This window comes from Actinomadura miaoliensis (genome assembly GCF_039536785.1).
Lineage (GTDB): Bacteria > Actinomycetota > Actinomycetes > Streptosporangiales > Streptosporangiaceae > Spirillospora > Spirillospora miaoliensis.
Genome location: NZ_BAAAZG010000006.1, coordinates 181,951 through 199,451, shown reverse-complemented (window position 1 = coordinate 199,451; position 17,501 = coordinate 181,951). Strand labels below are relative to the sequence as shown.

Annotated in this window: 16 protein-coding genes; 2 read left to right on the top strand and 14 right to left on the bottom strand. The window is 72.7% G+C overall.

Annotated elements, in window-relative coordinates; all coding sequences use genetic code 11:
* Positions 1 to 32 precede the first annotated feature (32 nt).
* Together ABD811_RS08145 and ABD811_RS08140 are read right to left on the bottom strand one after the other, a co-directional pair.
* Positions 33 to 2,345 (bottom strand): FtsX-like permease family protein, encoded by a 2,313-nt coding sequence (locus ABD811_RS08145; RefSeq protein WP_344943231.1) that lies wholly within the window; start codon positions 2,343 to 2,345, stop codon positions 33 to 35.
* Complete coding sequence (locus tag ABD811_RS08140; protein WP_344943228.1) at positions 2,330 to 3,004, bottom strand: ABC transporter ATP-binding protein; 675 nt, start codon at positions 3,002 to 3,004, stop codon at positions 2,330 to 2,332. Before ABD811_RS08140 ends, ABD811_RS08145 begins: the two co-directional genes overlap by 16 nt.
* 414 nt (positions 3,005 to 3,418) lie before the next feature.
* Here ABD811_RS08140 and ABD811_RS08135 point away from each other — a divergent pair, with 414 nt between their 5' ends.
* Positions 3,419 to 3,610, top strand: a complete 192-nt coding sequence (locus tag ABD811_RS08135; protein WP_344943225.1) for a hypothetical protein — start codon at positions 3,419 to 3,421, stop codon at positions 3,608 to 3,610.
* Positions 3,611 to 3,709: 99 nt separating this feature from the next.
* Here ABD811_RS08135 and ABD811_RS08130 read toward each other — a convergent pair whose 3' ends face one another.
* The 6 genes from ABD811_RS08130 to dpgA all read right to left on the bottom strand — a co-directional run bounded on the left by ABD811_RS08130 (position 3,710) and on the right by dpgA (position 9,747).
* Positions 3,710 to 4,777 carry an alpha-hydroxy acid oxidase gene (locus ABD811_RS08130; RefSeq protein WP_344943222.1) on the bottom strand — a complete coding sequence of 356 codons (1,068 nt, stop codon included), beginning with the start codon at positions 4,775 to 4,777 and terminating at the stop codon, positions 3,710 to 3,712.
* Positions 4,778 to 4,826: 49 nt separating this feature from the next.
* On the bottom strand, positions 4,827 to 5,189 hold the full coding sequence (gene aroH, locus ABD811_RS08125) for a chorismate mutase (RefSeq protein ID WP_344943220.1): 363 nt from the start codon (positions 5,187 to 5,189) through the stop codon (positions 4,827 to 4,829).
* Entirely contained in the window at positions 5,186 to 6,181 is a 996-nt protein-coding gene (locus ABD811_RS08120) for a prephenate dehydrogenase (RefSeq protein WP_344943216.1), read from the bottom strand. The genes aroH and ABD811_RS08120 overlap by 4 nt, the downstream gene beginning before the upstream one ends.
* A gap of 405 nt (positions 6,182 to 6,586) precedes the next feature.
* A complete protein-coding gene (hppD, locus tag ABD811_RS08115) occupies positions 6,587 to 7,663 on the bottom strand; it encodes a 4-hydroxyphenylpyruvate dioxygenase (protein WP_344943213.1) in 1,077 nt (358 codons plus the stop codon).
* 294 nt (positions 7,664 to 7,957) lie between these two features.
* On the bottom strand, positions 7,958 to 8,608 hold the full coding sequence (gene dpgB / locus ABD811_RS08110; RefSeq protein ID WP_344943210.1) for an enoyl-CoA-hydratase DpgB: 651 nt from the start codon (positions 8,606 to 8,608) through the stop codon (positions 7,958 to 7,960).
* Between the two features lie 5 nt (positions 8,609 to 8,613).
* A complete protein-coding gene (gene dpgA / locus ABD811_RS08105; protein WP_344943207.1) occupies positions 8,614 to 9,747 on the bottom strand; it encodes a 3,5-dihydroxyphenylacetyl-CoA synthase DpgA in 1,134 nt (377 codons plus the stop codon).
* Positions 9,748 to 10,056: 309 nt separating this feature from the next.
* Between dpgA and ABD811_RS08100 the strand changes: the two genes are divergently transcribed.
* A complete protein-coding gene (locus ABD811_RS08100) occupies positions 10,057 to 10,710 on the top strand; it encodes a response regulator transcription factor (protein WP_344943204.1) in 654 nt (217 codons plus the stop codon).
* Between the two features lie 120 nt (positions 10,711 to 10,830).
* Here ABD811_RS08100 and ABD811_RS08095 read toward each other — a convergent pair whose 3' ends face one another.
* The 6 genes from ABD811_RS08095 to ABD811_RS08070 form a co-directional block, all read right to left on the bottom strand.
* Positions 10,831 to 13,089, bottom strand: a complete 2,259-nt coding sequence (locus ABD811_RS08095) for a peroxidase family protein (protein ID WP_344943201.1) — start codon at positions 13,087 to 13,089, stop codon at positions 10,831 to 10,833.
* Positions 13,090 to 13,181: 92 nt separating this feature from the next.
* Positions 13,182 to 14,378: an ABC transporter permease gene (locus tag ABD811_RS08090; protein WP_344943198.1), complete on the bottom strand. Its 1,197-nt coding sequence runs from the start codon at positions 14,376 to 14,378 to the stop codon at positions 13,182 to 13,184.
* Positions 14,375 to 15,127 carry an ABC transporter ATP-binding protein gene (locus tag ABD811_RS08085; protein WP_344943195.1) on the bottom strand — a complete coding sequence of 251 codons (753 nt, stop codon included), beginning with the start codon at positions 15,125 to 15,127 and terminating at the stop codon, positions 14,375 to 14,377. The genes ABD811_RS08090 and ABD811_RS08085 overlap by 4 nt, the downstream gene beginning before the upstream one ends.
* Positions 15,124 to 16,338 carry an efflux RND transporter periplasmic adaptor subunit gene (locus ABD811_RS08080; RefSeq protein ID WP_344943192.1) on the bottom strand — a complete coding sequence of 405 codons (1,215 nt, stop codon included), beginning with the start codon at positions 16,336 to 16,338 and terminating at the stop codon, positions 15,124 to 15,126. The genes ABD811_RS08085 and ABD811_RS08080 overlap by 4 nt, the downstream gene beginning before the upstream one ends.
* A 1-nt stretch (position 16,339) precedes the next feature.
* Positions 16,340 to 16,915 (bottom strand): hypothetical protein, encoded by a 576-nt coding sequence (locus tag ABD811_RS08075; protein WP_344943189.1) that lies wholly within the window; start codon positions 16,913 to 16,915, stop codon positions 16,340 to 16,342.
* An 80-nt stretch (positions 16,916 to 16,995) separates the two neighbouring features.
* Complete coding sequence (locus ABD811_RS08070) at positions 16,996 to 17,421, bottom strand: hypothetical protein (protein ID WP_344943186.1); 426 nt, start codon at positions 17,419 to 17,421, stop codon at positions 16,996 to 16,998.
* Positions 17,422 to 17,501 lie beyond the last annotated feature (80 nt).

Below are 17,501 nucleotides of genomic sequence, written 5' to 3'. Positions count from 1 at the left end.
CCGCCCCCCCCCCCGCCGGAGGGGTTCCTCGGTCATTCGCTGCGCAGCACGGACGCGGTACGGGTGGCGGCGGCCCAGCCTGCGGGCGGCCAGGCGCCCAGCACCGCGATCACCAGTCCGGCGCACCCGAGCGGCGCCAGCAGCGACCAGGTGTAGACGTGGATCCACGACGCGGCCATCCCGCTGCCGAGCAGGTCGCCGGTGAGCTCCACGACGCCGTGGTGGGCCAGGACGCCGAGCGGTACCCCGACCGCGCCGCCGACGACGCCCAGGGCGGCCATCGACGCCACCATCATCAGGACGACCTGCCGTGGGGCCGTTCCGATGGCCTTGAGCACGCCCAGGTCGCGGCTGCGCTCCCGGGCGCCGAGCACCACGCTGTTGAGCACCCCGAGGCCCGCCGCCGCACAGATGATCAGCGAGAACAGCAGGAACAGGCCGTTGAACACGGCGTTGCCCGCCAGGTCGGGCTCGGTGACCTCGGCGAACAGCTCGCCCGGCGCAGCCCTGGTGAGGCGGGCGGCGTAGTCGGCCGGGTCGGTCCCCGGTGTCACGATCACCGAGACCGGCCGGTTCCGCGGGCCCACGCCGGCGCCGGGCAGGCTCGCGGCGTCGAGCATCAGCCGGTCGGTGTCCGCATGCGCGAACGAGCCGACGATCCGGACCGTGGCGTCCGGCGCCCCGTCCGCCCGCAGGGTGAGGGTGTCGCCCACGTCCAGGTCGTGGAGCCGGAGGAACCCTTCGGTCGGCACCACCTCGCCCCGTCCCGCGAACCAGCGGCCGCGGATGAGGTTGTCGCCGAGGAACGGGCGGTAGTCCCCGCTGTAGGTCTCGGCCGTCACCGTGGAGGGGATGCCGGGGATCCGCACGGACACCGGGCCGTGCGACATCGCGTGCGCGGTGCCCGGCTGGGACCGCAGCAGCGCGAACACACCCTGCTCGGACAAGCCCGTCCGGCCCCGGTCGGGCGGCGGGACGCCCACGCTGACGGAGGTGCGCCCCTCAGGGTCCGCCGTGGCGATCTTGGACACCGTCTGGTGCAGGCCGAATCCCATGGTCACCGCCGTCACGCCCAGGCAGAGCCCGGCCAGCGTGAGCGCCGTCCTGGCGGGCCGGGCGACGGGCAGGCCCAGCCCCAGCCCGACCGGGACGGGCAGCCGGGTGCGGACCAGCCACCGCTGCGCGCGCCGGCCGCGGCCCCCGCGCGAGACGATCCCGGCGCTGATCGCCTGCACCGCCGGCAACCGCCCGGCCCGCAGCGCCGGGACCAGGGCGGCCAGCACCACCACGGTCATGACGCAGACGCCCGCCGCCGCGTCCAGCAGGAGGAGGGATCCGCCGGCCGACGGCAGTTCGAAGCTGCGCGCCAGGTTCTCCGCCGTGCCCGTGGCGAGCAGGTGCCCGGCCAGCATGCCCGCCGCGCACCCGAGCAGCGCGGGGAACGCGGCCATCAGCACGTACACGGCGGTCACCTGCGCCGGGGTGTAGCCGAGCGCCTTCATCACGCCGATGTTCCGGTAGCCGGAGACGACCGCGCCGCCGACCACGTTGCCGATGATGAACACCGACACGGTCATGGCGAGCAGCCCGAAGACCGTGACGAACGGGATCAGCTGCTTGAACTTCTCCTGGAACGACTGCCTGGCGGTCACGTAGGACTCGTTGCCGAGCGTCGGCAGCCCGCCGGTCGCCGTGGCGAGGCTCCGCTGCACCTGGGGCGAGTCGGCCGCGTGGGCGAACCGGTACAGCATCAGCAGGCCGTCCGGCTTGAGCGCGCCGATCTGGCCGGGCGTCACCCAGCCGTCGGCCCCGCCCGTCACCGACGTGGCGAAGCCCACGACGGTGAGCGAAGGGAGTCCCGGTGCGGTCACGGTGGCGCCCAGCCTGAAGGGGCCGGCCGCCCCGCCGCGCAGCACGATCTCACCGGGCGCGCGGGCCCACCGTCCCGACGTGACGGTGAGCCTGTCGACCGGGCCGCCGGGGTCGGCCCGTCCGGCCACGACGAGGCCGTCGTGCCTGACCGGCATGCCGTCGGCCGACCGCGCCTGCCGGAGTGTGGCCGTCCGGAACGGGCCCGTGGCGGCGGTGACGCCGTTCGCTCGCGCGGTCGCGGCGGCCTGGTGGGCGGTCACCCTGGCGATGTCGAAGGTGGCGGTCGCGTGCGCCCCGCGCGCCTGTTGGAAGGCGTCGTCGAACAGGGAGTTCGAGGCGGCCAGCAGGCCGAACCCGAACACGAGGGTCGCCGTGGACAGCGCGACGACGACGCCGATGCCGGCCGTCTGCGTGATGCGCCGCCGCACCCCCGCCCGCGACGCCGCCCGGACGGCGCTCAGCGAACGGTCCACGGCTCGCGCCTCTCCGGTTCGGTCTCCCGGACGATCCGGCCGTCCATGAAGTCGACCAGCCGGGTCGCGCACCGGGTGGCCAGCCGCTGGTCGTGGGTCACCAGCAGCAGCGTCTGGCCCCTGCGGTTGAGGTCGAGCAGCAGGTCGCCGACCTGCTCGCCGGTCGCGCTGTCGACGGCCCCGGTCGGCTCGTCGGCCAGCAGCAGCGCCGGCCGGTTCATCAGCGCGCGGGCCACCCCGACCCGCTGCCGCTCGCCGCCGCTCAGCACCGCCGGGTAGGCGTCGCGGCGGCCGGCGATGCCGAGCTCGTCCAGCAGTTCCAGCGCCCGGGCCCGCGCCCGGCGCGCCGGGACGCCGACCAGCCGGCCGGCCAGCGCCACGTTGTCCAGCGCCGGCAGGTCGTCGAGCAGGTTGAAGAACTGGAAGACCATCCCGATGTGGCGGCGCCGGAACCGCGCCAGCGCCGACTCGCCCATCCGGCCGAGGTCCTCGCCGTTCACCACCACCGAGCCGGAGGTCGGCCGGTCCAGGCCGGCCACCATGTTGAGCAGCGTGGACTTCCCACTGCCCGAGGGGCCCATCACGGCGACGGCCTCGCCCGGCCGGATTCGCAGGGACACCCCGTCCAGCGCGGCCACGTCGCCGTAGACCTTGCGCACCGATTCGAGCCGTACAACCGATTCCTCATGTTCATTCATTGGCGGTCAAGGGCGCGGCGCACCGATGAGCGGCGCGGCTGCCCGTCCCCCTTCCGCTTCCGTAGGCGCGGACGCCCTCGCATTCGCGGGCCGCCACGGCGAGCCAGATCTCGTTCACGCGTTCAGGGTGTCCGGCGAGAGGTTCCCGCGAGGTGACCGCCGACGTTAACCGTCCCCTTATACGAGCGCCGAACTCTGCGTCTCGGAACGCGCGCGGACGGGGGCCTCCGCGGCTCCGTTGACCCGTAAAACCCGCAAATCTAGAATTCTTTCCGCGATCACTGGCTGGCGCCGCCCGGCTGACTGATTTCCGGGAACACCGTCGCGGGGAACGCCGCCGGCCGGCCATCCGGCTCGGGGCTGCCGGACCAGCCGGTGCTGGAGATCAACCCGCGGCATCCGCTGGTCGAGCGGCTCAACCGCGAGCAGGACGACCCGCGCCTGGCCGACTGGGCCCACGTCCTGTTCACCCAGGCCGTCCTCACCTTCGGCGCACGCGTCGACGACCCATTCGTCACCCGTCTCAACGATCTCCTGGTGGACCTGACCGGCGGCGCACGTGGTTGAGCGCGGGCGCCCCCGCCGCGCCTTCCCCTGGCACGGCGCCGGTGCCGGGGGCTCGGCCCCGGCGCCCTCCCCCGCCTCGACCCCGCGTCCGGCCGCGGGTCACCACGGCGCGCGGGTCTGCACCAGGTCGGGCAGGATGTCGGCCAGCGAGCGGGTGCCGGTAAGGGTCATGGCGTCCTGGAGTTCCTCGACGAGGATGTCGAGGACCCCGCCGACACCGTCCTCGCCGTCGGCCGCCAGGCCGTGCAGGACGGGGCGGCCGACCAGCGCCGCGTCGGCGCCGAGGGCGAGACAGGCCAGCACGTCGCGGCCGCGGCGGACGCCGCCGTCGATGAGGACGGGGCAGGCGCCCCGCACCGCCGCCGTGATCTCGGGCAGCGCCTCCAGCGTCGCGGGAACACCGTCGAGCTGGCGGCCGCCGTGGTTGGAGACAACGATGCCGTCCACGCCGGACTCCACCGCCCGCAGCGCGTCCGACGCCGTCAGGATGCCCTTCACCAGGATCGGCAGCGAGCTGACCGAGCGCAGCCACGACACCGCGGACCAGTCCAGCGACGGGTCGAGCTCGGCGCGGGCGTGCGCGGCGGGCGAGGAGAACCCGCCGCCGTCGAGATTGGCCGGGACGATGCCCGGCGGCAGCCGGAAGTCGTTGCGCACGTCGCGCAGGCGCCGCCCGAGCCGCGGGGCGTCGACCGTGAGGACCAGCGCCTCCACGCCCGCGCGCTCGGCGCGTTCGACCAGCCGCCGGGTCACCGAACGGTCGCGGAAGCAGTACACCTGGAGCCACAGCGGCGCACCGGCGGCGGCAGCCGCCAGCTCCTCGCAGGTGCGCCCGGCGAACGTGCCGATGATGACGGGTATCCCCCGGGCGGCGGCGGCCCGGACGGTGGCCAGTTCCCCCTCGGGGTGGGCCAGGGTGTGGAAGGCCATCGGAGTGATCCCGATCGGCGCCGCCCACGTACGGCCGAGGATCTTGCAGGTGGTGTCCGGGCTCACGGCGGGCCGCAGCACGGTGGGACGGAGCCGTATCCGGTCGAACGCCCGCACGTTGGCCGCGAGGGTGTGCTCCTCGCCCGCGCCTCCCTCGAAGAAGTCCCAGACCGGGGGCTCCATCCGCTCCTGGGCCAGCCGCCGGTAGTCCTGCAGCGTCAACACGGGCATCTCCATGCCGCCTCCTCCTGGTGTGTGCGTGCGTCCCGGCGCGCCGGCGGCGGGGTCACCGCGCGAGGTCGGGACGCAACACGGCGGCTCCGCGCAGATAGACGTGCCCCACCTCGGCGGCCGGCAGATCCGTGTGGGCGTGCGCCATGAGCCGCACCACCCGCGGCAGCGCCCCGGGGACGTCGATCTCGCTGGCGCACAGCAGCGGCACCTCGTCCAGGCCGAGCCGGCGCGCGGCGAGCGCGGGGAACGCGGCGCTCAGGTCCGGGGTGGCGGTGAAGAGCACGCTGATGACGTCGTCGGGTTCCAGTTCGTTGCGTTTCATCACCTCGACGACGAGTTCGGTCGTCGCCTCCAGGATGTGGTCCCGGGTGTCGGCCTCGACCTGGGTGGCGCCGCGGATGGCCCGCACGGTCATGGCATCACCTCCTGCTGCTGTGGCTCGCGCCGCACGCCGTCGGCGGCGTCGTGCGCGGTCTCATGCGCCGTCTTGTGCGCCGGCCCCTGCGCCGTCTTGTGCGCGGCGGCCGTCCCGGGGCCGTGCGGCTCGTCTTCGCCGGCGCGGATCCTGGCCCGGCCGGCGATGCCCCGGTCCAGCAGGTCCATGACCGTGCGCATGCTCTGCGCGCCGCTGCGCTCCCCCGTCAGGGCCAGGTCGTCGAGCGCGGCCAGCAGGCCGGTGATGTCCGCCTGCAGGTCGTTGAGGATCCGGGCGACCGGGGCCGCGTTGGCCCGCAGGATGTCGCTCCACAGCAGCGAACTCCCGCCCGCGATCCGGGTGACGTCGTCCAGCCCACGGCCGGCCAGCAGCGGCGTCTCCTCGGGGCCGTCCAGCAGGCGCGCCGCCAGCAGGCTGGCGACGACGTGCGGCAGGTGGGAGGTGAGAGCGACGACCTCGTCGTGGGCCCGGCTCGGCATCACCAGCGGTACGGCGCCGCACAGGTCGACCAGCTCGAGCCCCCGCTCCAGGGCGGGCTTGGAGGTCAGCGGCGACGGGGTGAGCACCCAGGCGCGGCCGGCGAACAGGTCGGCGCTAGCCGCCAGCGGCCCCGAGCGTTCCCCTCCGGCGAGGGGATGGCCGCCCACGAACGTCGACGGTTCGGGAGCGCGGTCCAGGACCTGGCGTTCGGGTTCGGACTTCACGCTGGCGACATCGGTGTAGCTGAGCGCCAGGCCCTTCGCCTGCCGGTCGGCGAGCACGGGGCCGACCTGGCTCGGCGGTACGGCCAGGACCGCCAGGTCGACCGGTCCGGGCGGGGGCTCGGCCCGTCCCGCGCCCCGTGCCGCCGCGGCCGCGGCCGCCGACTCGTCGCGGTCCGCCAGGTACACGGTCAGCCCGCGGCGGCTCGCCGCGAGGGCGACCGAGGTACCGATCAAGCCGGTGCCGATGACGGCCATGCTGCGAATCACTCGGCATCTCCTGTGCGACGTCGCCGGGAAACATGAATGGCACGCGGGCGTGGCCGCATTCACGTCACCGGCGTTTTGCCGAAGCAGTATCCCACCGCGCCGGCCGTCCAGCCCATATGAGAACGGCGGGCGAAAAAGCGGCGGGATGCATTACCCGTCCGCACGCCGGTGGCGGCGGACGCCATCAAAGGATCGATTCGTTGATCGGCGGCCATTGACGGCCGAGGGGATTCGCGGCGGGAAATACCCCGGAGAGGCCATGCCGGCCTTGGGGGGCCGGGCCCGCCGCCGGCCCGTGGCGCTCGCCGCCGCCCTCGCCGACGGGGGCCGGTGAGACCGGTGATGGCGGCGGCGAGCCGCTGCCGGCGGGACCGGGAGCGCGCTCGTCCCGGCCACCGCGCCGATTCAGGGGCCGGCGGGCTGGTCGACGGCCTGGCGCCGCTCGACGGCCTCGTAGAGGGCCTTGATGTTGTTGCTGCCGAAGGTCTGGGCGCCGCGCCGCTCGATCAGCTCCCAGAACAGGGTCCGGCGCGGGTGCGTCGACTCGGTGAAGATCTGCAGCATCTCGCCGAAGGGGTCCCGGTCCGCCAGCACGTTGAGCTCGCGCAGCGTGTCCACGGGCAGGTCGGCGCCGCCGAGACGGCCGGGCAGGGCGTCGTAGTAGGCGGCCGGCGTGGTCAGGAAGCGCACGCCCCGCTCGGCGCAGGTCCGCACCGCGGCCGCGATGTCGGTGGTGAGGAACGCCAGGTGCTGGACCCCGGCGCCGTCGTGGGAGCGCACGAACTCGTCGATCTGCCCCGGGGCGCGGGTGGTGTCGGGCTCCAGGATGGTGAAGGTGACGTTGCCGGACGAGCTCTGCACGACCTTGGAGTCCATCGCCTGGGAGCCGACCACGATCCGCTCCTCGAAGATCTGGTCGAAGCCGAACACCTGCTGGTAGCGGCGGATGGTCTCGGCCAGCTCGCCGGCGGGCACGCACACGGCGACGTGGTCGACGGCCTGCAGCAGCGTGGCCGCGTCGCCGGTGTAGCCGGTCTCGTCGATGATGCCGGGGGCGAACGGCGCGTAGGACGCCTCACGGGAGGCGAAGCGGTGCTCGACGTCGCCGAAGCCCGTCACCGACGCGAACGTGACCCGCGCGCCTTCCGGGCCGGACTCCTCCGGGGGGCTGACGGGTTCGGCGCCCCGCTCCAGCGCCGTGGCGAAGGCGGCGCGGGCGTCGTCGACGGCCAGGCCGATCACCGCCACGCCGTCGCCGTGCCGCCGCACGTACGCGGCCGCCCGGTGCGCGGGGTCGAGCGCCTCGGTCACCAGGAGGGTGATCTCCCGCTGCCGCAGCAGGATCGTCCGGCAGCCGTGCAGGCCGGTGTCGGGGCCGCCGCGTCCGGCCACCGCGAACCCGAAGGAATCGCACAGGCGTCCCGCGGTTCCCTCGGCGTCCTCGACGTATAACTCGATGTGGTCGATCGAGTCGATTTTCATACCGCCAAACCTCCGTTGGTGCGCGTCGGCGCCCTTTTTGAACGCCGGCCGAGCGGTGTACGCCCATCCTCACAGATCCAGGAACGGACGAGATGTTGTCCAACCCAGAATCATCGGTGTCCGGCGGTTCTCGGCCGGCCCGGAACTCGGGCCGGCCGCTCGGATATCGGTAATGACGGCGGCCCGGAAACCCGCGCTTTTTCGACGCCGGACGGCGCCGGGCGCGCACTCGCGACCCGGCGCCGTTCTCGGCGGTTCGGTGCGGCGGGCGCCTCCCCGGGCCCGCCCGTTCGGTCAGTGCGCCGCGCGGCGCAGGGCGCGGTCGCAGGCGGCCAGGTGCGCGCCGAGCGCGTCCTCGAAGCCGATCGCGGCGGCCTCGAACATCAACTGCCGCCGGATCGCCAGTTCGCCGCCGGACAGCCCGGCCGCCTGGTCGGCGATCTCGGCGAGGGCGGCCGGCGGGTCGCCGGCCAGTTCGTCGATCAGGCCGAGCGTCAGCGCCTCGCCCGCGCCGATCGGCGCGCCCAGCAGCGCCGCCCGGCGGACGCGGGCCGTGCCCGCCTGCTGGACGAGCCGGTACAAGGCCATGCCGGGCCAGGTCGCCTCGCCGTCCCGCGCGACCAGCAGCCGCGTGCCGGGGTCGGCGATCCGCAGGTCGGCGGCCAGCAGGACGTCGAGGGCGGTGCCGCCGACGTCCCCGGACGCCACCGCGACCGTCAGCCTGCCGAGCCGTTCGAGCCGGCGCACCGCGCGTTCCCACTTGGAGACCAGGCCCACGGCGAGGCCGGCGGTCCAGTCCCCCTCGGGGACGCCCGAGACGTGCAGGGTCACGATGCCGGGGCCGGTGTGGTCCTCGGCGGCGTCGCACAGCGCCTGGACCGCGTCGACGGACGCCGCCGTGACGGGCCGGGAGCCGTCGACCTGGAGCACGAGTTCGTCGCCCATCGCCGTCACCACTGGACCAGCGCCGTCTCGATGGTGGAGCCGGGCCCCATGGTCATGAGCACGCCGTACTCGCCGGGTCGCGCCACGTTCTCCTCCTGGAGGCGCTCGTAGGAGAACAGGAACGATCCGCTGGAGACGTTCCCGTAGTCGCGCAGCACGCTGATGGTGTGCCGGACGTCGTGGCGGCTCAGCCCGAGGTTGACCACGACGGCGTCGATGACCTTCTTGCCGCCCGAGTGCACCAGCCAGTGGTCGATGTCGCTGCGGCGCAGGCCCGTCCCGGCGAGCAGGCGGCCCACCGCGATCTCGGCGTGCGCGCCGACCACGTAGGGGATCTGCGGGTCGAGGAAGAAGCTGAACCGGTCCTGGTCCCGGTCCCAGTCGTAGCGCATCGCCTCGATCGCGTCGGTGATGATGAAGCTGGAGAACTTCAGCACGCGCGGGCGCGTCGGCACGGCGGCGGGCGCGGTGCCGGGCTCGTCGGCGGTGCCCGCGACGAGGGCGAGGGCGGCGGCGCCGTCGCCGAAGAGGCTGTTGACCACGGCCGTGCGCATCGTGCCGTCCAGCGCGTAGGCCGCCGAGCACGCCTCGGTGCACAGCACGACGGCCAGTTCGCCGGGGTGCGCGGCGGACCAGCCGGCGACGAGGTTGAGCGCGTTCAGCCCGGCGTTGCAGCCCATGCCGACGATGTCGGAGCGGCTGCAGTGGGGGTCGATGCCCAGTTCGCGGATGATGAGGGCGCTGAGGCCAGGGGTGAGGAACCCGGTGGAGGTGACGCAGCACAGGTGCCGCAGGTCGGCGAGGGTCGCCCCGGCGTCCTTCAGGCAGGCCTCCAGGGCCCTCGCGCCCATCTCCACGGCCAGCCGCTTGTGCTTGTCCAGCAGGTCGCCCTGGGGTTCGCTGGCCCGCCTGCCGTGCTCGTCGGGTTCGGGAAGGCTGAGGTGGCGGCGGTGGATCGCGCTGTTGAGGAACACCGAACGGATGCGGGGGTCGGCGATGTCGAGCAGGTCGAGCAGTTCGGGCTGGGTGACGGGCTCGCCCGACACCGCGGTGCCCACGCCCGCGACCCGCGTCAGCTCCGGCAGCGCGACGGCCGGGACCGCGGGTAACTCGTGCGGGGCTTCCAGGCTGATCGTCATCGGTAGATCCACCCCCATCTGCGCGGCTTGCTCCGCAGCAGCGGCTTGATGTGCTCGGCTGGCATGTTCCCTGTCCTCTCTGAGACGACCGGTGCGGGACGGGGCCGCACGACGCGTGGGCTGTCCGGGACGTCCGAACGTAAACGGCGCCGACGCCCCCAACAAGGGTGCGCGGGCGGCCGTCCAACCGGGAGACCCGGGCGGTTGGACACGCGCCTGTGGCGCGCGGGGATACCGCGCCGAAACCGGCCGTGGGGCATTCTGAGGAGTCGCAAGGGTGAGGTTGGACACCGGTTTCTGGGGGCGTGGATGCGCGTTCTGGTGGTCGAGGACGACGAGGAGATGGCCAACGCGGTGGCCTCGGGGTTGCGTCGCATGCGGATGGCCGTCGACGTCGCGTTCGACGGCACCGACGGCCTGGAACGCGCGCTGACCAACGACTACGACGTCATCGTCCTCGACCGGGACCTGCCCGGCACCCACGGCGACGAGGTGTGCGGCGCGCTGGTGTCGTCGGATACCCGCGGCCGGATCCTCATGCTCACTGCGGCGTCGTCCACCGACGACCTGGTGGACGGGCTGGGCCTGGGCGCCGACGACTACCTGCCCAAGCCGTTCGATTTCCCGGTGCTGGTGGCGCGGATCACGGCGCTGGCCCGCCGGGCCCATCCGGTGGTGCCGCCGGTGCTGCGGCACGGCGACCTGGTGGTCGACACTGCGCGGCGCAACGCCAGCCGGGGCGACCGCCGGCTCGACCTAACGCCCAAGGAGTTCGGGGTGCTGGAGCTGCTGCTGGCCTCCAAGGGCCGGGCGGTGTCGGCCGAGGAGCTGCTGGAACGGGTGTGGGACGAGACCGCCGACCCGTTCACCCACGCGGTGAAGGTGACGATCAGCAGGCTGCGCGCCAAGCTCGGCGATCCGCCGATCATCGAGACGGTCGCCAGGCGCGGCTACCGCATCTGAGGCGCACCCGGGACGGCCGCTTGCGGCGGCGAGGCCCGGCCGCGGATCACCTCCGCGGCCGGGCCTCGCCGTTCACGCCGTCACGCCGTCACAGCGTCACGCCGTCACAGCGTCACGCCGTCATGAGCAGGTGGTGGTGTTGAGGGTGAACCGGTCCGGGGCCGGGTTGCGGCCGTTCCAGGTGGCCGTGATGCCGACCTCCCGGCTGCGGCCGGGCGGGATCGCGGTGCCGGTGGTGCCGGTGACGGTGACGTCGGTGCCCTTCTGCGCGGCGGTGCCGCCCCGCGCCCCCGTGACCTTCTGCCCGTTCAGGTAGCGGAAGCGCAGCGCCCATTCGCCGATGGGGCGCCGCCCGGTGTTGGTGATCTTCACTCGGGCGGTGAAGGTGCCCGAGCCGGTGCCCTCCTGCCCGGTGACCCGGTAGGCGGCGTGGCAGCGTTCGGGCGGGATCTGGCCGCCGACGTAGAAGACGTTGCCGGGCAGCTCGGACCGCTCCAGGTCGGTGTTGTCGGCGATGAGGTCGCCGAGGTTCTTGCGGAAGTCGATGCCGTAGGCCTTCTTGATGGCGGCCAGCGTGCGGGTCTGGTTGCCGTAGAAGAACCGGTCGCCGTCGCGCAGCCGCTGGAACTCCTTGGTCCAGATCGCCTTCTCCAGCTCGCCGAGCTCCTGTCCGGGGGCGTGCGGTTCGGCGAGCATGCCCGAGTACGCCTCGACGTTGTCGACCGAACCGTAGACGGCCTTCATGCGGGCGGACAGCGGGGTGCGGCGGGTGAAGGCGACCGGGTCGGTCAGCGCCGCCTCCTCCCGCATGTCCAGGTCGGTGCCGAACAGGTTGGTCAGGCGGGTGAAGTCGATGCTGTCGGGATCGTTGATCTCGTCGCCGGGGGTGAGCTCCGGATCGGCGGGGAACGCGTCGGAGGACTCGCCGGTGATCGCCTTGAACGACGTCTTCGGCGCCAGCCCGTAGGCCTTGCGCAGCTGGTTGTAGCCGGGGATGCCGTGGTCGCGGGACCGGGACAGGTCGGTGGCGGCGAGGTCGGACACGCAGGTGGGCGGGTCGGCGCACACCACGTTGCGGACCAGCTCCTCGACCAGCTCGTCGTTGCGGTACTGCGGCTTGCCGCCGATCCCCTGCAGCATCGGGCCGAGCTGGAGCCGCTTCATCAGCGCGGGGTTGTGCATCGCCCGGTTGAGCACGACGGTCAGCGTGATCCTCTTGCCGTCGGCGCTGGGCGTCGGCATGAGCCCCTCGTCGCGGAACGCGTCGAGGTCGGCCTGGCTGTAGCGGCTCGCGTCGGTCTCCAGGACGACGTCACCGTGGATCATGCTGTGCACGCGGAACCCGACGGTGGCGAACTCGGTGCTGAGGGTGGCGTCGATCCGCGGGTCGTACCCGGTGTAGGGGGCCAGGCGGACGCCCATGGCGGGGAGGAACTCGTTGTAGGTGATGTACTGCATCTCCGCGATGACGACGCGGCGGGCGATCTGGAACTTCTGCTCGGCCGGCATCGACTTCGGCAGCAGCCCCACGATCCGGTTGTGCTCGCGCGCGAAGAGGGTCTGCACCGCGGTGATCAGGATGTTCTCGTTGGCCCGCATGTCGCCCGCCACGACGGCGCTCGCGGGGTCGGACAGGAGCCTGCCGCCCAGTTCCATCGCCGGGGCGTTCGCGGCGTCGCCCCTGGCGTCGCGGCGCGGCAGGAAGCCGTCGGGCAGCAGCAGCCGCGCGTCGTTGTTGGCGGGATCGCCGTCGACGGTGCCCTCGCGCATCCAGTCGAGCCGCTGTTTGGTCCCCCCGTACACGTTGAACGCGTCGATGTAGGAGCTCGCCGTGTTGACCTGCTGGCGCGGTGAGGTGACACCGGTGCCGGTGGCGGGCGCGGAGCGGGTGAACGGGACCTCTGCGGGGAACTTCATGTTCTCCAGTGGGTCCTCGGGATTGAGGGGAATGTTCGCCTTCTCGCCGTGCGGGTCGCCTTGTTGCCGTCCCAGGGCCAGGCCGATGGTGTGGTCGATGAACTGGCCCCAGACCCAGCCCCATTGGGAGACCTGGTTCTCCGAGAAGATGTTCACGGAGTTGAGCCTGCCGTCGGCGTCGCGGCCCTGGTCGCTGAATAACCGGTTGGAGACGTAACGGCTGTTCGGCCCGTTCCACATCGCGTTGAGGCCGTCGCCGTACCGGGCGGGAGCCAGCCGCGAATAGTTCGAGCCCGCGACGCCCCAGCGGGGGTGTCTCATGTTGTTGCCGCTGCCGTCCAGGCTCTGCACGTCGGCGGGGGCCGCCAGCGCGCCGGCCGGGCCCGAAAGGACGGTGACGCCCCCCGTGACCAATGCGGCGGCCGTCGCCAAGAACGGCCGCCGCATTTTTACTGATCTCATTTCCGCTCCCTTTCGGAGACGTGATCTCCGCGCACTTCCGCCTCAGTATCGCGGGGCGGTGCATGCTCGGGAAGCGTCCAGGAGCGGGGTGGTCACACCGTGCGCAGCGCCTCCGTCGGGGACATCCGGGCCGCCCGGATCGCCGGCAGCAGGCCCGCCACCGCCCCGATCGCCACCGCCGCCCCCAGGCCGCCGCCCCAGGCCAGGGGCGGGATGACGATCTCCCAGTCCTGGACGACGGCGTAGACCGCGACCGCCGCCGCCCCGGCGACCACGCCGATGACACCGCCGAGCATGGTCAGCAGGATCGCCTCCGACAGGAACTGGGTCCGGATATGGCCCCGGGTGGCGCCGAGCGCCCGGCGCAGCCCGATCTCGGAGCGGCGTTCCAGCACCGAGATGATCATCGTGTTGGCGACGCCGACACCGCCGACCAGCAGTCCCACCGCGCCGAGGGCCAGGAACAGCCCGTTCAGCGCGGACTTGGCCGCCGCCCTGGCGACCAGCGCGGCCGACGGGCGGCTGACCTCGACCTGGGTCGGGTTCTGCGGGTTGGCCGTGGCGGCCAGCACCCCGTGGACGTTCTCCACCTGGTCGGTGGCGGAGCGGACGTAGATGGTGGACGGGTGGCCGTCGAAGCCGAGGAACCGCTGCGCCGCGGGGAACCCGATGAGGATCGAGGAGTCGACCTCCGGCGCCAGCGTCGCGGACTTCAGGATGCCGGCGATGTAGAACCACTCGCCGCCCACCGAGATCCGCTGCCCCTGGTTGATGCGGTCGATGCCGAGCCGCTTGGCGGCGGTGGAGCCGAGCACGGCGACGGCCTGCTCGGCCGTGGCCGCGTTGAGGAAGCGGCCCTGGGCGACCGAGGTGCGGACCGCGTCCGGCAGGCCCAGGCTGGTGGCGGCCACCGTGATCGCATTGGTGTTCACCTTCGGGATCAGCGGGCTGCGGTACACCTTGGCGTCGATGACGCCGGTGTACTGCACCTGCTGCACGGGACCGATCCGGCGGATCATCCCGGGCGCCTCCTTGGGCAGCTTGGTCTCCTCGCCCGCCAGGTCCTTGCCGTTGGTGACGGTCAGCAGGTTGGTGCCGAGCTGGTCGATCTGCGCGAGCAGGCCCGCCTGGGAGGACGCCGACAGCCCCAGGACGGCCACGATCGACGCCACGCCGATCGCGATGCCGAGCGCCGACAGCGCGGCGCGCAGCTTCCTGGTGCGCAGTCCGACGCTGGCCGTCCTGGTGAGGTCGGCGGGCTGCATCCGCATTGGCGCGGCGACGCTCATGACAGCCGCCCTTCCTCGGTGGTGTCGGCGATGATGTGGCCGTCGAGGACCTCGATGCGGCGCGGCAGCCGGTTCGCCAGATCGCGGTCGTGCGTGATGATCGCGATGGTGGCGCCCTCGGCGTGCAGGTCCTTGAGCAGCTGGAAGATGTCGTTGCCGGTGTTGCTGTCGAGGTTGCCGGTGGGCTCGTCGGCCAGCAGGATCGCCGGGCGGCCGACGAGGGCCCGGGCGATGGCCACGCGCTGGCGCTCGCCGCCCGACAGCTTGCCGGGCTTGAACGACGCGCGGTGCGACAGGCCGACCCGTTCCAGCGCCTCGGCGGCCAGGGCGCGCCGCTTGCCGCGCGGCACGCCCGCGTAGAGCAGCCCGTCGGCGACGTTCTCCAGCACCGAGGAGTACTCGGCGAGGAAGAACTGCTGGAACACGAACCCGATGGTGGTGGCCCGCAGTCCGGCGAGCTCTCCGTCGCTGAGCTCGGCCACGTCCTCGCCGAGCAGCCGGATCGTGCCGGTGGTGGGACGGTCGAGGGTGCCCATCAGGTGCAGCAGGGTCGACTTGCCCGATCCGGACGGCCCGACGATCGCCAGCAGCTCGCCCTGCCGGACGGTGAAGCTGACCTGGTCGAGCGCGAGCACCGGCGACTCGCCCGGGTAGACCTTGCTCACCTCGTCCAGTTGGAGGACCGGGAGGCCGCCGCGGCCCTCCTGGAGCGCCACGGCGGTTCCCGGCGCCGCGAAGTCACCGGTCATGACGCGGGCACCACGACTTTCTGCCCGGCGGTCAGGCCGTTGCCGGTGACCGCGACCTTGCCCGCCTCGTTGTCGAAGATCCCCAGGGTGACGGGCACCAGGGTGCGCGCGCCGCCGGTGCCGACGACCTCGACGGCGTAGCCGCCGCCCGCGAGGGCCAGCAGCGAGTTCACCGGCACCGACAGGACGCTGTTCTCGGTCTCGGTGACGATGGAGACCTGCACCGGTGCCTTGTCGAGGGTGCCGGTCGCCTTCTTGTCGAGCGGCCGGATCGTGACACCGACGGTGAGCGTGCCCTCGTCGGACTTCTTGGCGACGGCGCCCACGGCCGTCACGACGCCCTGGGTGGTCTTGAGGTTGGGCAGCGTGATGGTCACCTTGTCGCCGGGCTTGACCTGGCCCTGGTTGCTGGCCTCCAGGTCGACCGAGATCTGCCGGTCGGTGGAGCTGGCGGAGAACACGGTCATGTCGCTGCCGGCCTTGGTGCCGTTGGTGGCGCTGACCTCGGTGACCCGCAGCTGGTCGCGGGGCAGGAACACGACCAGGTCGGTGCCGACCTCGCCGGTCTCGTCGAGCCCCAGCTTGTCCTGGAGCTCCTCGACGGCGTCCTCGGTTGCCCAGCCGTAGTACGTGGACTTGGGGTTGAGGTCGCTGCGGTCGGCGTAGCCGAGGGCGACCAGCGCGGTGTTGAGCGCCCGCACGTCGGCGCCCTTGAGGCCGCGCTTGAGGTCACGGTAGACCGGCGTGCCGCCCTTGAGGAAGATGACCGGCTTGCCGTCCACCCGGTACATGACCTGGCCCGACTTGATCGTCTGGCCGACCTTGGGCAGCTTGGTGAAGGTGCCGCTCGCCTTGTTGACGATCTTGTAGCTGCCGGCGTAGCCGAGCGTGCCGCTGACCGGGATGCGGGACGACAGGCGGCCCTGGGTGACCGCGGCCAGCGCGGTCGGCGAGGTGTTGGTCCAGTTCTTGTTCTTCTCGCCGGACGAGCCGGACGTGGAGACCGCGTAGCCGATCCCCGCGGCCCCCACGACGGCGACCGCGGCGCCGGCGGCCACGATGCGGCGGCGCCGGCGGCGGCGCGGACGACGCGGCTTCAGCCGGGGTTCGGTGGTCTGCCCGGCCGGGTCGGCGGCCAGGCCGGCGGTGCGCCCGGGGGTGGGCTCGGAGTCGCCGGAAGGTGCGCTGTGCACGGGCTGCGTGGTGCTCACGTCATCCTCCCGCATTTCCGTTCCCGGTGGTGGACCTGTTGGCGCCGGGCCCGCCCGGCTGGTGCTTGGCGCAGGCGTCCGCCGCCTTCTTGAACTGCGGCGAGTTCTGGTCGACCTCGTTGGCGTTGAGCTTGATCCCGCCCTGCGGGTCGGGGTCGGGGAACTTGGTGACGCCCTGCTCGCGCATGCACTTGGCGTACTCGACGGCGGCGTTGCGGTCGGTCTTCGGGGCGCCGGCGCCCGCCGTGGGCTGGTAGGCCTTGCACGCCTGCTGCGCCGCCTTGAACTGGGCGGAGTCGGGGCTCAGCTCGTTGCCCGGTCCGCCGGTGATGCGGATGGCGCCGTTGGCGTCGGGGTCGGGGAAGTTCGGCAGCCCGTGCGAGCGCATGCACTTGGCGTAGGCGACCGGGTCGCCCGATCCCGCCTTGCCGCCGTTTCCGGAGGAGGCGCTGCTCTGCGTGCCCACGTTGGCGACGCCGGGCCCCTCGGAGTCGCCGGAACAGGCCCCGGTGAACATCAGCAGGAGCAGCAGGCCGCCCGCCACCTTGACGGCGGACCTGCCGTGACGTTGCTTCATTTCATTTCCTTCTGGAGGGATTGCCTGAGACATTGGTACCGGGGTAATGGTTTCGGGCCCGTATCGTCCCGGCCGGACCGTCAGGATCCGCTCTCCGGACCGCGGGTCGAGATCGAGGTCGGGGCGCCGCCGCCGGGCATGAGGCTGCCGCACTTCTGCTGCGCCTTCTGGAATTTCGGCGAGGCCGGGTCGACCAGGTCGCCGTTCATCTGAAGAGCGCCCGCCGCGTCCGGGTCGGGGAAGTTCTTCAGGCCGTTGGCGCGCATGCACTTGGCGTACTCGAGCACCTTCGCCCGGTCGATCTTGCCGGCCGGCTTCTGCGGCGGCCCGGACGGCTGGTTGGTCTGCGTCACCATCTGGCCGCCCGGCGTGGCGGGCGTGGTGCCCTGCGTGCCCGGCTTGGACGGCGCGGCGCTTCCGGAGGAATCGTCCCCGCCGCCGCAGGCCGCCAGGAACAGCGGCAGGGCCGCCACCGCGGCGATCACGACACCGGCATTCTTGGGCATTTTCGTTCTCCTTCGCACGGACCTTGCTTCGACACTGTTCTATGGGAATCACGGTTTCGCGGGGGTATCACCGGAGCGCC